Below are 13,629 nucleotides of genomic sequence, written 5' to 3' on the forward strand. Positions count from 1 at the left end.
GTCGAAAAGACTAACAGCTAATTTTTATTGCTTCAAGGGACAGGTATTTATCGGAGAGAGGGCCCAATAGTGTGAAAATTGACTTGAAAAAAAACAGGTTTGTTATATTATAACATCCGTATGCAGCGCTAAGGTTTGATATGCAATCACCCATCGACAATCCGACTATTCTCGACCGGCTAGGGATCTGGATCTCTGGCTTGTGTGCGTTGCATTGTCTGGCCATCCCTGTGCTGCCACTTCTGGCCTCCAGTGTATTCGGCGAAGTGTGGTTTGAACGCACCATCTTAAGTTTGTCGATTCTGATTGGCAGTGTTGCGCTAATTGCAGGTGCAGTGCGCTATCACGGTCAGGTTTATCCTCTTATTCTTCTGCTCACCGGCGGCGCTATTTACTGGTTTAAAGACATGTTCGGCGAATCGGGAGAACCGTTTACTATTGCGGTTGGAGCCATGCTCATCATTGTTGGACACTGGATCAATATGCGACTTTGCAGAAAGTGCCGTTGTTGCCAGGGCAAGCTTACCTCACAGCATTTGGCTGATAATAACTAAGCCAGCACATCTCGTGCTATGTCTGGCACATTGGTAAAAATACCGTCAACATCCCAGCTTTTTAGCATTTTCATATCCTGCGGGTGGTCTACTGTGTAAACCAGCACCTTCAGGCCCGCTTGTTTAGCCTCTGTTACATATCCTTCGTCAACGACGTCCAGGGCCATATGTAACGAATAAGCACTGAGGTCATCAGCAAACCCCAGCCCGTTTTCAGGGTAGGTTGCTGTTAGTGCACCAATCTTCACTTCTGGCCAGGCATGCTTAATGCTGCGGAGCCAACGATGATTGAACGACGAAATAATCAGGTTTTGTTGCGGAAATCCGGATATTCGCAATCCGGATTTTACGTCGGCTATCCAGGATTCAATGTTAGATAGGTGTTTAATTTCGATGTTCAACAGCGCGTCATGAGGCAGTGTGTCGAACACTTCTTGCATCAGGGGGATGCGCTCGCCGTGTCCGGCGTCGAGGCTGCGTAAATAGTCGAGGGAATGGCTGGTGACCATGCCGTCACCATTGGTGGTGCGATTTAACCAACGGTCGTGGATAACGACAATTTTCCCATCAACCTGGTAGGTATCGATTTCTATGCCGTGAGCCTGTTGGGCCATGGCCAGTGCAAAGGCCGCAAGGGTGTTTTCCGGGGCGGCTTTACTGGCACCACGGTGCCCCAATATCCACATAGATTAACTCTTTTTCGACGCAACCGATTTATGGGTGTTTACTGTTTCATAAATTGACGCAGAGGTCACTAAAATTCCACCTATCAGGGTATTCCATCCGGGGCTTTCGTGCAGTAAGACAATCGCAAAGGCAACCCCGTAAAAGGGTTGCATGCAGGCTATAAGTGAAAATGTCTTAGCACGCAGGTGTGCCAGTGAGCTAGCGACCATAGCGTGTGGCAAGGCGGTGAAAAAAGTCCCCAGGGCTAGCAGTAACAACCAGACATTCAGGTTGGCATTGACTAAAGCTACGCCACTGAAGGGCAGAATACACAGCGCAATGATGAGGGTTTGCCACGCCATGGCTTTCGCGCCGCTGTAGTGCGAAAAATACTTGCGGTGAGACAGGTTTCGAATAGCGTAAAGTACCGCGGACGCAATACCCAGTCCAACGCCTAAGGTTACGTCGTTAGCCAGTGAAATCTCGGGTACTATCAATACAATTCCCAGTACCACCACCAGGGTACTGATAACATCCTGCCACACCAGCCTGGTGCCTTCAAAAAAGGGCTCCAGCAATACGGTTATTACCGGAAAGGTGAACATGGCAATCATGCCAACGGAAACGCCTGCATACTGCATTGAGGCGAAATACGTGATCCAGTGCACTGCCATTAACACACCCAGCCCAATGGCAATGCCATAATCGCGGCGGCGCCCCAGGGCTAACCCTTCTTTGCCGATCAATACCACGCAAAAAAGTGCTATGCAGGCGAATAGGCTGCGACCCAGCGTAATGTCGGTCGCAGAAAGCGGAATAATATGTGAAAAGAGTCCTGTGCCCCCCAGCAAAATAACCGCAATATGCAGGGAGATTAGACTCTTTTTAACCGGTTCCATGAATTAGTCTGGTTGGGTTTGATTGTCCGCGAAAGTGGCGAAAGGTGTACCCAGACGGGTCACTTGCTCAGCAGCAAGGTCGGCAAAATCAATCTTGTCGGCTTCGAAGCATACAACAATGGTAGAGCCAAGTTTAAACTGACCCATTTCCTCGCCTTTACCAATGGTAATAGCGTCGTCACCGTCCGCGTCATAACGCCAGTGCGTGACGTGTTTACCCGCTGGTGGCGTTACTGTGCCAGCCCATACGGTATCAATACTGGCTACGATGGTTGCGCCGACCAATACGATAGCCATTTTGCCAACCGGGGTGTCGAATAATGTCACCACGCGCTCGTTACGGGCAAACAAGCCCGGCACATTTTCTGCGGTAAGCGGGTTCACCGAAAACAATTCTCCGGGAACATAAACCATGTCGGTGAGCGTGCCTTCGATCGGCATATGAATGCGGTGATAGTCTTTGGGGGACAGATAGATAGTCGCAAATTTACCGCCTTTAAAGTGCGCAGCAAGGTCCGGGTTGCCTCCCAACAGTGCGCTTAAGGTAAATTTGTGGCCCTTGGCCTGAATCAGATCTTCACCAACAATATCGCCAAACTGGCTTACTGTGCCATCAACGGCATGGCATAAGCCCTTTTCGTTGTCGTCGATAGGTCGAATACCAGGCTTTAATGGGCGGGTAAAAAAAGCGTTGAAAGTGCGGTAATCTTCCGGCTGTGAGTACATGGCTTCGTCCATGTTTACTTTAAACTGCTTTACAAACAGCTTGATTAGCCACGTGGTTAATGCACCGGCTTCGGCTGCGGCAAGTTTGCCAACCAAACGCGAAATAGGGTGCTTAGGTAAAATATACTGTACGTTAACTTTAAACCAATCCAGCAAAGGGGATCTCCTTATTTATTCTGCGGTGTCTGCCTGCTCACTCAGTAAAATGCCGGAGGCGACCCTGTTATGCTGCGCATTGTACCGTATCCTGCCATCAAACATAGCAATTTACGGTTATGGTCCATCAGGGTTTGATATAAGACGGCCGCTGCTCATCCATTGCTGCAATAATTTTGTGATAATTTTCGTAGCGTTGCGCATCGATTTCGCCGTCCTCGACCGCCTGACGAATAATACAACCGGGATCATTCAGGTGCTTACAGTCGCGAAATTTACACCCACCAAGATAATCTCGAAATTCCTTAAAGCCCCAGGTAATACGCTCTTCCGGCAGGTGCCAGAGGGCGAACTCCCGCACGCCGGGTGAGTCAATCAAATCACCACCCGTGGGAATAGGCAGTAATTTTGCGGCTGTGGTGGTGTGCTGACCCAGCCCTGAGTTTTCCGAGATTTCACCAACCAGTTCATCGGCGTCGGGCAGAACCTGATTAATAATACTGGATTTGCCTACACCGGATTGACCCACAAACACGCTGGTTTTGTCGCGCAGTATGTCGTGCAGGGTGTCGATGCCTTCGCCGCTTTTACAGCTCGTGTACATAAAGCGATAACCGAGTTTGGTATAGATTTGCAAAGAGGCCTCTACCGCTTCGCGTTCTTCCGGACTCAGCAATTCGACTTTGTTGAGTACCAGCAGTGGGGCGATACCTGTGTCTTCACACGCGACCAGATAGCGGTCAATGATGTTAAGCGACAAGTCGGGCTTGACCGAAGACACCACAATAATCTGATCGATGTTGGCTGCAATGGGTTTTACGCCGTCGTAGAAATCCGGGCGCGTTAAAACCGAATGACGGTCTTGCACCAGTTCAATGACTCCACCCAGGTTTTCATCCGGTACTTCGGAGCGGGCAAACAAGACGTTGTCGCCGCATACCACCGATTCAATAGTGCGGCGTATGTGGCAACGCACAACCTCGCCGGTGTTGTCCTGTACGTCAGCCTGCTTACCAAATCGCCCGACGACGCGCCCCGTAATTAACGAAGATAAATCAGGTGAAGATTTCGACTGTCGGTGTGCCAGTCGCTTCTCGCGATTTGCTGCTACCTGACGCTTCTGTCGCTGGGATAATTTGGGTTTCTTGGCCACGCCACTCTCTTTTATTGCGTTTTAAGCTATGCATGATACCTTTTGTGCACTTTATGTGTCACCACTTCAACTCAAATAGGTGCTCTTCATGACAACATCTGCTGCGTATTCACCTGATAACCTGGTTTGGATCGATATGGAAATGACGGGGTTGGATCCGGAAACGTGTGTCGTTCTGGAAATCGCCACTATTGTGACGGACTCACAACTCAATGTGCTGGCGGAAGGGCCGGTAATCGCGGTTCACCAACCTGATGCCGTTCTTGATGGCATGGATGAATGGTGTACCCGTGTGCACGGCGAAAGTGGGTTAACCCAACGCTGTCGGGAAAGTAGTATTGATGAGGCAACAGCGGCGAAGCAGACCATCGCGTTTTTAGAACAGTATGTACCGGCTGGCAAATCGCCTCTGTGCGGAAACACTATTGGTCAGGATCGCCGCTTTATGGTGAAGTACATGGCAGAGCTGGAGGAATACTTCCATTATCGCAGTGTTGACGTGAGCACCATTAAGGAGCTTGTTCGACGTTGGCAACCAGCGGCATTGGAAGGGTTTACCAAAAAAGGCACGCATCAGGCGTTGGACGATATTCGGGAATCCATCGCCGAATTACAGTTCTATCGCGAAAAAGTGTTTAGTATTTAGGCATTCAGTGCGCATATTACAAAAAAATTGAAAATAGGTATTGCGTTCGAAAAATATTTTTGTAAAATGCGCACCACTTCAAACGAAGTACCACTCTTAAGCGGGAATAGCTCAGTTGGTAGAGCACAACCTTGCCAAGGTTGGGGTCGCGAGTTCGAGTCTCGTTTCCCGCTCCAATTTCTCTTCAGAAATTACAGAAAATCCAAGCAAATAAAAATCAAAGCGAATCGCGACCCCAAGGGGCCAGCGACGATGTGCATGTCGCTCAGCGATTGCCAGTTGAGCCTCGTTTCCCGCTCCAATTTCTCTTCAGAAATTACAGGACATCCAAACAAAGAAAAACAAAGCGATTCGCGACCCCAAGGGGCCAGCGATGACGTGCATGTCGCTCAGCGATTGCCAGTTGAAATGTTTATTCAAGTGTCTTTTCGGTTGTTGGGTTTAGGCAGTAATAATAGCAAAACAAAGCAACGTGCTTGAATAGCGGGTTAGAACCGACTACTCTTCTGGTATGACCAGTAATGAAAATAAAGCTATGAAGCACAATCCACTTCGCGCATTTGCGCAAAAAGCTAATCAGTATCCATTGTGGCTACGCCAGCGCTTGCTGACCTGGATGTTCAGATACAAAGTCAAGCTGGCTGGCACAGCAAAAGTCGATATTCTGGGGACGAACCTAAAGCAGGTAACATTCCGCCAGAAAAACTACAAGAAAGTACAAAATCACATAGGTAGTGTGCACGCCGCTGCAATGGCCTTGCTGGCAGAATCTGCTACGGGGTTTATAGTGGGTGTAAATTTACCCGGTGATAAGCTACCGCTTATTAAATCCATGAACCTGCAGTACGTAAAGCGTGCTCAGGGTGATATGCTGGCGGTTGCGTCACTCACGGACGAGCAAATCGCGATGATGCAGGAGCAGGAAAAGGGTGAAGTCACCGTGCAGGTTAAAGTTACCGACGCACAAAACATTGAACCCATTCTGTGTGAAATGATTTGGGCCTGGGTGCCGAAAAAGAAATAACGTCAGGCAGTGTTTCTTGCCTGTGTTTAGTAAGGTGAGCCAAATCCGACTTTGGCTCTATCTTTAGCTTAATGTCCTCTGCACACAACCGGCGGTACAAGGCGTCATGCGTCTGGTGGTTGGAAGTGTTCAATCAAACGTAGCGCTGCAGTGCCCCAAATATGTTCCACGTTGTTGTTGTATTCAGGGTCGTGTTTTTCTACAGCTCTTAATAGCGCGCCGCGCCATTTCATCATCATATCGGCGGAAATGTTCAAACCATTTGGGCCATGTGAGTCGATAAGTTTTCTTAATTCCTGTGGCGCGGTAACACCATCTGCGCCTAACACCGTAAACGTGAGTGACTGAGCCAGTATCCGCTGTCTGCGGCTGGAGTCAGTGTCACTCATTAATTGTTTAATACGTCGATCAGCGGCGATGAACTCTTCGTAAAACGTGCGATAAAACAAACCACCACAAGCGGTGAGTCTGGCTAGTGAGGCGATAAGATCTGCTTTATCGGCCGATGATAGAACGTAATTCACTGTACCCCCCTGAACAGATAAACGCCGGTTCTTCAACCGGAACAAACGTTACGATGAGTAGGCCTTACTTATAGGCCATAACACAATATCTGTACAGCCTGACCGCAGTATTCGTTTTAGATTAGGGCCTTTTTCAGAGTGCATAAAAGTCATCACTATTACTCAAATTACACGCCAATCGAAATGTTTATCCTAATTTTTGCCGTTATTGAAAATTGTTGTAATTTTGTCAAGTTGCTCTGCGGGCCAATGTTTAAGCGGGGTTGGAGTGTTTTTTATACAACTTTAGTGTTAATTTAATGTGAATAGTTATTTCGATTATTGATGAAAAATTCAAAAAATCGAAAGATTTATCCTAATTATTTCCATTATTGGGATATATGTCTCACTTTTATTCATAAAACTGTTTTATCTTCCTAACTGCTTCGTTATAGTCCGCGTACCGTAATGAGGTGAGAAACAGATTTTGCCATTTTTCTCGTTCGACGAACTGTGTTTTTCACTTGTTACGGTTAATTTTTACGCTGTAACAGGCACAATTATCCAATAGGAGATAACACCGTGAAGATGATGTCGGGCGCCGCCATGGTGGTGGAAGCGCTAAAAGATGTAGGAGTTACACATGTATTCGGTTACCCGGGTGGTGCCGTACTTGACATTTATGATGCATTATTTGCTCAGGATGATGTCAAACATGTCCTCGTACGTCACGAACAAGCGGCTGCTCATATGGCAGACGGTTATGCGCGTTCGACCGGCAAAACGGGTACGGTCCTGGTCACCTCTGGCCCAGGGGCAACAAATACCCTGACCGGTATCGCAACAGCGTATATGGATTCAATTCCGATGGTTGTATTGTCTGGCCAGGTGCCGTCAATGCACATCGGCGAGGACGCGTTTCAGGAAACAGACATGGTGGGTTGTTCCCGCCCAATTGTGAAGCACAGCTTCCTGGTGAAGCGCGCTGTAGATATTCCTGAGGCAATTGCCAAAGCTTACTATATTGCTAACACAGGGCGCCCTGGCCCGGTGGTAGTTGATTTACCTAAAGACATCGTTAACGTGATGGAAGAACACCCGTATGTGTATCCAAGCAGCGTTGAGATGCGTTCATACAACCCAACCGTTCGCGGCCATACCAAGCAGGTTAAGAAAGCAGTAGCGTCGCTTAAGAAAGCTGAGCGTCCGGTACTATACGTAGGCGGTGGTGCTGTTACCGCAGAAGCGTCTGGCCTGGTTACGAAACTGGCTGAACTGCTCAATTCGCCGGTAACCTGTACCCTCATGGGACTCGGTGCGTTTCCGGGAACACATCCACAATTTGTGGGTATGCTGGGTATGCACGGTACCATGGAAGCAAACAAAACCATGCACAACGCAGACTGCATTCTTGCGCTGGGTGCACGTTTTGATGACCGGGTGACCAACAACGTAGCGAAGTTCTGCCCGCACGCAGAAATTATTCATGTTGATATCGACCCGGCGTCGATCTCTAAAACCGTCAATGCACATATTCCGGTTGTGGGTTCAGTCGACGTGGTTGTCGAGCAAATTCTGGAACTGCTTAAGCCCGAAGAATTGTCCGGGCAGTCAGAAAAACTTGCGGACTGGTGGCAGCAAATTGAACAGTGGCGTTCACGTCAGTGTCTGACCTATGATCAGGGCGACACCGTGATCAAGCCACAACGTGTTATTGAAGCGTTGTACAAATATACCGACGGCAAAGCGTACGTCAGCTCAGACGTAGGTCAGCACCAGATGTTTGCTGCGCTTTATTACCCGTACGCCAAACCTCGTCAGTGGATTAACTCAGGTGGCCTTGGCACCATGGGCTTTGGTTTACCAGCCGCGATGGGTGTGCAGTTTGCGCATCCGGAAGCAACGTCTGTGGTTGTTACGGGCGACGGCAGTATCCAGATGAACATCCAGGAACTGGCGACCTGTTTACAGTACAACCTGCCAATTAAAATTATTTCACTGAACAACCGTGCGTTAGGTATGGTGCGTCAGTGGCAGGATATGATTTATAAAGGGCGTCACTCTCATTCTTATATGGATTCTTTACCTGACTTCGTCAAACTGGCTGAGGCTTACGGTCACGTTGGTATCAAAGTCGATTCACTGGACCAACTCGATGCCGCGATGGAGAAGTGTTTTAGCTTAACCGATCGTCTGGTGTTCATGGACATTGCAGTTGACCAAAACGAACACGTATACCCCATGCAAATTAAGTACGGCGCAATGGACGACATGCGTTTAAGCAAGACGGAGAGAACCTGATGAAAAGAATCATATCGGTATTAATGGAAAACGCACCAGGTGCTTTGTCGAGAATTGTTGGCGTGTTTTCACAACGCGGTTATAACGTTGATTCTTTATGTGTAGCACCGACAGAAGATCCTAGCCTGTCTCGCCTGACTATTATTACGCATGGCGATGACAAAGTAATCGAACAGATTACCAAGCAGGTAAACAAATTAGTCGACGTGCTCAAAGTCGTTGATTTAACAGAAAATGCGCACATTGAGCGTGAAATGATGCTGATTAAAGTCGCCACGCGCACCGAAGCTATCCGTGCTGAAGTTAAGCGCAATGCAGATATTTTCCGGGCCAATATCCTGGATGTATCAGTAAACAACTACACTATGGAAGTGACGGGCACCACTGACAAGCTTGATGCGTTCGCTACCACTATGGCCCAGTGTACGGAGATCATTGAATCTTCTCGCACCGGTGTGTGTGGATTAGCGCGCGGTGAGCGTGCACTGAGACCCTAGCTTGCACAGCTAATTAAACAAAAAACCCCGGTAATTACCGGGGTTTTTTGTATGTACTGCGACGTCTCTTACGGAATGGGTAAACGAATTCTAATCCTGTTGACTACACTGGCGAAACTGCGTGTAGTCCTGACGTTGCTGACTGCGAATAGCAACGACGACCATGAATGCGGTGAAAGCAGAAAACATTAACTGAATGGCCTCTTCATTTACCACTGAAGTTCGCTTTTGAGGAGGCAACATGGACACCTGAGGTCCGCTGGTATGAACATTAGCTCGAAAAAACGTGAGTAAATCATCATGTTCTGGCTGAAGGGCAAACGCAGGTAAAGACAACACCAAGAAAAGCGCACAGCGAATGGCATTCTTGATACACATGCGAAAGTATCTCCCTGTTCAGCAATCCATTAGTAATAAAATCGGGCGAATATTAAACCCAATTCTTTCGATGCACGCAACATAAACCCAATGATTTACGCATCGTTCGAGTGAACATTAAGCTAATCACGTATTGAGTAAAAAGTAAACAGTTATCGAGTGTCAGTTGCTGCCATAGTAGAATTCAAACCGCACGGCGAGTCCGTAAGAAGGGGAAAAGTGCTCTTGTTTCAGCCAGATAACAAAGGGCTCTAATTCGAAGAACAACCAGCTGCGACGATAATTTGTGCGCCACCTTACACTGGTGTAAACCTCAGTGACGTGATGGTTTGGTTTGGTCAGGCCCTTTACAAAAAAGGTGTAAAGCAAGGCGCTTTGGTCAGTCAGCGGCCGCAGGTACTGTAGCTCGTGGCGCCATAACCAATCAGTGCTCCTGTCTCTGTAATAGTAGCGGTTTTGGAGTCGGACAAACTGATCATCCTCTAGCATTTGGGTAAAGTTAAGGCCCAGTTCTGCACCAAACTGGTCCCGGGTGTAATAGTAAATTTCTCCATCGTAGTCGAGCTTAAAATCTTCCGCGAACCAAATGTCATCCTCGTAACGACTGCGGGCAAACAGTTGGTCTCCGCGTCCCGCACCAATGCGATGCGACAATTTTGAGTTGTCATTTTTCTGGTAGCGTAAGGCAAGACTGGCAGAGTCCTGTAAGTGATCAACGGAGTCTCTGGCCGCTCGGATATTATCGCGTCGGGTGTAGTCGTCATCGTCAGACAAGAGCAGTTCGACCCGGTTTTTTAGCGCGGGTAATTTTACCCTGATCCGAAAGCGAAAGTCGGTTGCCATCAAATCACGTGTTCTGGGCTCAAGCCCGAATCTCACACGTCCTTCAGCTTGCGCATCCTTGTGATTGTCGCTGCCTTCCAGGGCAAAAAACTCGTCGAGTTGTTGCGCAGTATAGTCCATAGAATTACTGAACTTACTGTGCCAGACGTCCAGCCAGGCATCATCGGCGGCTGGCAGGGGGGTGTTCTCCGCCTGCTCGTCGGCGTTGACTGGTGTTGAAATGGTAATCAGTAGAATAAATACATACCAACGCCCCTTACGTCTGAACGGTGCTTTCAAATACTAAATCCTTTTAGTTGTGGGATGCTGTGCGAGTAGGGAACGAATCATTGGCGGCCCGGTCCTAATACAGTGCTGAATCGCTACTATTAAGCTTGCGCGATAAATACGGTACCTGCAAATGATTTTTCGTTACAGCTCATGTCATTAGCGTGGTCAACAAAGGTGAAATTATTCGGTTAGACCAGCTAACAAATGCTGGCTTATCCGTGCAGGCTCGGTAGAATGTAGTGATTCAGGGATAAAAGTACTGCCCGGCCACGCTGTCGGTGGCATACTGTGTAAACAGAAGTAAGTTAGAGGTTTTTATGGGTGGAATAAGTTTGTGGCAACTGCTGATCGTTTTGTTGATTGTTGTGTTGCTGTTTGGAACTAAGCGGTTAAAGAGCATTGGCTCTGATCTGGGTGGTGCGGTAAAAGGCTTTAAGAAAGCAGTGACCGATGAAGAAGCAGATGCTGACTTCAAAGACAGCCAGGCCAAGGTAGAAGAAAAACCTGCCGCAACGGCGTCAACTAAAACTGAAAGTGACGTTAAAGAAAAGCAATAATGTTTGATATTGGGTTTTTTGAAATCCTGGTGATAGGTGTACTGGCACTGTTAGTGCTGGGGCCGGAACGTTTACCCGGGGCTATTCGCTCTACGCTGAAAACAGTGCGTAGTGTGCGCAATATGGCCTCAGGGTTTAAACAGGAGGTGGAACACCAGCTTCGTGTACATGAGTTACATGAGAATTTGAAAAAAGCGGAGCAGCAAGGCCTGAAGGACTTAACACCGGAATTACAAGACAGTGTTGATGAATTGAAGAAAGCCGCTGAGTCTGTTCAAGAACCGTATAAAAAGCCTTAGATGTCTGAAGAAAACAGTTTAATTTCGCACCTCATTGAGCTGCGTACCCGAATTCTACGGGCACTGCTTAGTGTAATGCTTGTGTTTTTGTGTTTGGCCTATTTTGCCAATGACCTGTATCAATTGTTGGCAGAGCCGTTGCTAAAGACGTTGCCAGACAACGCTTCCATGATAGCAACTGACGTTGCCTCACCTTTCTTCGCACCGTTTAAACTCACCTTGGTGTTGTCCTTCTTTATTGCTATTCCTTTCGTGTTGTATCAGGTTTGGGGCTTTGTCGCACCGGGCTTGTACCGCAATGAAAAAAAGCTGGTGGCACCGCTGTTGCTGTCCAGCACCTTGCTGTTTTATGCAGGAATGGCGTTTGCGTACTTCGTTGTGTTTCCCATCGCGTTTGCGTTTTTTACGTCGGTTGCACCTGAAGGCGTAACCGTGGCCACCGATATAAACAGCTACCTGAATTTTGTCCTCAAGCTGTTTTTCGCATTCGGTATGTCTTTTGAAATCCCGGTAGCTATCGTGTTGTTGTGCTGGACCGGCATTACCGATGCAGACAGTTTGCGCCAGAAACGTCCTTATGTCGTCGTAGCGGCGTTTATTGTTGGAATGCTGCTAACGCCTCCGGATGTCATTTCACAAACACTACTGGCAGTGCCAATGTGGATTTTGTTTGAGTTTGGTGTCATTGTAGGCGGAATCTATTCAAAGAAAGACGACGAAGACGCGTCTGCTGAATAAGCCTGTTAATGGGCTTATTCAGGCTAACTGACCGGTTAGGATTTACATCCACATTACCGGCATAACAGGACAGAAACATGAGTTTACGTACTAAGCTGCTATTGCCACTGGGTTTATTCTTCTCCGCTATATCTGCTGCTCAGGCCACGACGCTGGAACAGGCACTGACAGAATGCCGGGCCAAGGATAATGTCATTGAACGCCTTGCCTGCTACGATGCTATTGACCTTTCACCGCTTGCCAATAAAAAGCCAATGCCTGAGCGTATGGACAAATCCGTGACGGAAATTGCTGAAGAAAGACGTCAGCAAGTGAAGCCAGTACAACCAGCTCCAGCGCCCGCACCAACACAGCCCGTTGAGCCGGCTGTAAAACCAAAACCTGAGAGTCAGTTTGGTTTGCAGGTTAAATCTGAAGTGGATGAAATAGAAGATATTTCAGACACAATCGCAGACATCACAAAAACCATTCGCGGTAAACAAGTCATCCACATGGTGTCAGGTGCTGTCTGGCAGCAAGTGGACTCAAGATACTTCAAGCTTAAAAAAGACATGGACGTGTATATTGAACGCGGTTCATTGGGTTCTTTTTACCTGGGGCATGACGGGGTTAACGGTCGAATAAAAGTTAAACGGATCAAATAAATGCCGTGGTTTGATGCTGGGGTTAACTTGTTTGACGACAGAATGCCTGCCGAACAAACAATCACATTGGCGGCGCAAGCCGGGGTAGATCGGTTGTGTTTGATCACCACTCACCCCGACGAGTGGGAAGTGGCTGAACAGTTATATCTTCAGCACCCCGACAAGCTTTGTTACACCCTCGGTATTCATCCTCATCACGCGAAAGATGCCAGACCTGAGCATTGGGACATACTCATTGAAAAGGCGACACTAGCTGGTGTAGTCGCCATCGGAGAGTGTGGTTTGGACTACAACCGGGACTTCTCTCCAAGAGAGGTCCAACGCAGTGTATTTGAACGACAGCTATCGATTGCCACTGAATTGAAAAAGCCAGTGTACTTGCATGAACGTGATGCGTTTGATCATCAGCATCAGTTATTAGCGCAATATTTACCGGCATTGCCCGGCGGAATTGCACACTGTTTTACGGGTGATGCTGTGCAAATGAAGTCGTATCTGGCATTAGGATTATATATTGGCGTGACTGGCTGGTTATGTGACGAAAGACGCGGTAGCAGCCTGCGTGACGCGGTACAGCAACTGCCGTTGGAGCGTTTGATTCTGGAAACCGATGCGCCGTACTTGTACCCTAAAACTCTTAAGCCGCGGCGCCGAAACAACACGCCTGCTAATTTGCCGCACATTGGACAAGCGCTGGCGACCCTTGTAAAGCAAGAGCTTGAGATTATAGAGCAGGCAAGTTATACCAACAGCCTGACCCTGTTCAATTTGTAGG

17 protein-coding genes and 1 tRNA gene are annotated in these 13,629 nt (G+C 48.0%); 11 read left to right on the forward strand and 7 right to left on the reverse strand.

What is annotated here, in order from left to right:
• Nucleotides 1–140 precede the first annotated feature (140 nt).
• A complete protein-coding gene (locus BUB81_RS16070) occupies nucleotides 141–554 on the forward strand; it encodes a MerC domain-containing protein (RefSeq protein ID WP_073324345.1) in 414 nt (137 codons plus the stop codon).
• On the opposite strand, the gene BUB81_RS16075 is transcribed toward BUB81_RS16070, so the two are convergent.
• From BUB81_RS16075 to rsgA, 4 genes are all read right to left on the reverse strand, one after another.
• Entirely contained in the window at nucleotides 551–1,240 is a 690-nt protein-coding gene (locus BUB81_RS16075; protein ID WP_073324346.1) for a glycerophosphodiester phosphodiesterase, read from the reverse strand. The two genes, BUB81_RS16070 and BUB81_RS16075, sit on opposite strands and share 4 nt — an antisense overlap.
• A 3-nt stretch (nucleotides 1,241–1,243) precedes the next feature.
• Nucleotides 1,244–2,119 carry a DMT family transporter gene (locus BUB81_RS16080; protein WP_073324347.1) on the reverse strand — a complete coding sequence of 292 codons (876 nt, stop codon included), beginning with the start codon at nucleotides 2,117–2,119 and terminating at the stop codon, nucleotides 1,244–1,246.
• A 3-nt stretch (nucleotides 2,120–2,122) separates the two neighbouring features.
• Nucleotides 2,123–3,001: an archaetidylserine decarboxylase gene (gene asd, locus BUB81_RS16085; protein ID WP_073324348.1), complete on the reverse strand. Its 879-nt coding sequence runs from the start codon at nucleotides 2,999–3,001 to the stop codon at nucleotides 2,123–2,125.
• Between the two features lie 127 nt (nucleotides 3,002–3,128).
• On the reverse strand, nucleotides 3,129–4,154 hold the full coding sequence (rsgA, locus tag BUB81_RS16090) for a small ribosomal subunit biogenesis GTPase RsgA (protein WP_073324349.1): 1,026 nt from the start codon (nucleotides 4,152–4,154) through the stop codon (nucleotides 3,129–3,131).
• Nucleotides 4,155–4,242: 88 nt separating this feature from the next.
• On the opposite strand from rsgA, the gene orn reads away from it, so the two are divergent.
• The 3 genes from orn (at nucleotide 4,243) to BUB81_RS16110 (ending at nucleotide 5,824) form a co-directional block, all read left to right on the forward strand.
• Complete coding sequence (gene orn, locus BUB81_RS16095) at nucleotides 4,243–4,800, forward strand: oligoribonuclease (protein ID WP_073324350.1); 558 nt, start codon at nucleotides 4,243–4,245, stop codon at nucleotides 4,798–4,800.
• A gap of 100 nt (nucleotides 4,801–4,900) precedes the next feature.
• Nucleotides 4,901–4,976 (forward strand) — tRNA-Gly (locus BUB81_RS16100).
• Nucleotides 4,977–5,335: 359 nt separating this feature from the next.
• Nucleotides 5,336–5,824: a DUF4442 domain-containing protein gene (locus tag BUB81_RS16110; RefSeq protein WP_073324457.1), complete on the forward strand. Its 489-nt coding sequence runs from the start codon at nucleotides 5,336–5,338 to the stop codon at nucleotides 5,822–5,824.
• A 104-nt stretch (nucleotides 5,825–5,928) separates the two neighbouring features.
• Here the strand turns inward: BUB81_RS16110 and BUB81_RS16115 are convergent, their stop codons facing one another.
• Nucleotides 5,929–6,348, reverse strand: coding sequence for a hypothetical protein (locus BUB81_RS16115; RefSeq protein WP_073324352.1), 420 nt, complete (start codon nucleotides 6,346–6,348; stop codon nucleotides 5,929–5,931).
• A 561-nt stretch (nucleotides 6,349–6,909) separates the two neighbouring features.
• Here BUB81_RS16115 and BUB81_RS16120 point away from each other — a divergent pair.
• Together BUB81_RS16120 and ilvN are read left to right on the forward strand one after the other, a co-directional pair.
• Entirely contained in the window at nucleotides 6,910–8,628 is a 1,719-nt protein-coding gene (locus BUB81_RS16120; protein ID WP_073324353.1) for an acetolactate synthase 3 large subunit, read from the forward strand.
• On the forward strand, nucleotides 8,628–9,125 hold the full coding sequence (ilvN, locus tag BUB81_RS16125; protein WP_073324354.1) for an acetolactate synthase small subunit: 498 nt from the start codon (nucleotides 8,628–8,630) through the stop codon (nucleotides 9,123–9,125). Before BUB81_RS16120 ends, ilvN begins: the two co-directional genes overlap by 1 nt.
• Before the next feature lie 90 nt (nucleotides 9,126–9,215).
• Here ilvN and BUB81_RS16130 read toward each other — a convergent pair whose 3' ends face one another.
• Both BUB81_RS16130 and BUB81_RS16135 read right to left on the reverse strand, forming a co-directional pair.
• Entirely contained in the window at nucleotides 9,216–9,503 is a 288-nt protein-coding gene (locus BUB81_RS16130; protein ID WP_073324355.1) for a hypothetical protein, read from the reverse strand.
• Between the two features lie 162 nt (nucleotides 9,504–9,665).
• Nucleotides 9,666–10,625 carry a hypothetical protein gene (locus BUB81_RS16135; RefSeq protein WP_073324356.1) on the reverse strand — a complete coding sequence of 320 codons (960 nt, stop codon included), beginning with the start codon at nucleotides 10,623–10,625 and terminating at the stop codon, nucleotides 9,666–9,668.
• Nucleotides 10,626–10,933: 308 nt separating this feature from the next.
• On the opposite strand from BUB81_RS16135, the gene tatA reads away from it, so the two are divergent.
• From tatA to BUB81_RS16160, 5 genes are all read left to right on the forward strand, one after another.
• Entirely contained in the window at nucleotides 10,934–11,173 is a 240-nt protein-coding gene (gene tatA / locus BUB81_RS16140) for a Sec-independent protein translocase subunit TatA (protein ID WP_073324458.1), read from the forward strand.
• Nucleotides 11,173–11,472: a Sec-independent protein translocase protein TatB gene (tatB, locus tag BUB81_RS16145; protein WP_073324357.1), complete on the forward strand. Its 300-nt coding sequence runs from the start codon at nucleotides 11,173–11,175 to the stop codon at nucleotides 11,470–11,472. The genes tatA and tatB overlap by 1 nt, the downstream gene beginning before the upstream one ends.
• Complete coding sequence (gene tatC / locus BUB81_RS16150; RefSeq protein ID WP_073324358.1) at nucleotides 11,473–12,210, forward strand: twin-arginine translocase subunit TatC; 738 nt, start codon at nucleotides 11,473–11,475, stop codon at nucleotides 12,208–12,210. It abuts the gene before it with no gap.
• 77 nt (nucleotides 12,211–12,287) lie between these two features.
• Nucleotides 12,288–12,854, forward strand: a complete 567-nt coding sequence (locus BUB81_RS16155; protein ID WP_073324359.1) for a hypothetical protein — start codon at nucleotides 12,288–12,290, stop codon at nucleotides 12,852–12,854.
• Nucleotides 12,855–13,628: a TatD family hydrolase gene (locus BUB81_RS16160; RefSeq protein ID WP_073324360.1), complete on the forward strand. Its 774-nt coding sequence runs from the start codon at nucleotides 12,855–12,857 to the stop codon at nucleotides 13,626–13,628. It begins immediately after the preceding gene.
• Nucleotide 13,629: the final 1 nt, after the last annotated feature.

Source organism: Marisediminitalea aggregata, from assembly GCF_900129565.1.
GTDB classification, from domain to species: domain Bacteria; phylum Pseudomonadota; class Gammaproteobacteria; order Enterobacterales; family Alteromonadaceae; genus Alteromonas; species Alteromonas aggregata.

Coding starts and splice junctions, on each gene's coding strand:
- orn (WP_073324350.1), top strand. CDS start 4,243: ATGACAACATCTGCTGCGTATTCACCTGATAACCTGGTTTGGATCGAT.
- BUB81_RS16160 (WP_073324360.1), top strand. CDS start 12,855: ATGCCGTGGTTTGATGCTGGGGTTAACTTGTTTGACGACAGAATGCCT.
- BUB81_RS16070 (WP_073324345.1), top strand. CDS start 141: ATGCAATCACCCATCGACAATCCGACTATTCTCGACCGGCTAGGGATC.
- BUB81_RS16080 (WP_073324347.1), bottom strand. CDS start 2,119: ATGGAACCGGTTAAAAAGAGTCTAATCTCCCTGCATATTGCGGTTATT.
- ilvN (WP_073324354.1), top strand. CDS start 8,628: ATGAAAAGAATCATATCGGTATTAATGGAAAACGCACCAGGTGCTTTG.
- tatA (WP_073324458.1), top strand. CDS start 10,934: ATGGGTGGAATAAGTTTGTGGCAACTGCTGATCGTTTTGTTGATTGTT.
- tatC (WP_073324358.1), top strand. CDS start 11,473: ATGTCTGAAGAAAACAGTTTAATTTCGCACCTCATTGAGCTGCGTACC.
- BUB81_RS16075 (WP_073324346.1), bottom strand. CDS start 1,240: ATGTGGATATTGGGGCACCGTGGTGCCAGTAAAGCCGCCCCGGAAAAC.
- tatB (WP_073324357.1), top strand. CDS start 11,173: ATGTTTGATATTGGGTTTTTTGAAATCCTGGTGATAGGTGTACTGGCA.
- BUB81_RS16155 (WP_073324359.1), top strand. CDS start 12,288: ATGAGTTTACGTACTAAGCTGCTATTGCCACTGGGTTTATTCTTCTCC.
- BUB81_RS16130 (WP_073324355.1), bottom strand. CDS start 9,503: ATGTGTATCAAGAATGCCATTCGCTGTGCGCTTTTCTTGGTGTTGTCT.
- BUB81_RS16110 (WP_073324457.1), top strand. CDS start 5,336: ATGAAGCACAATCCACTTCGCGCATTTGCGCAAAAAGCTAATCAGTAT.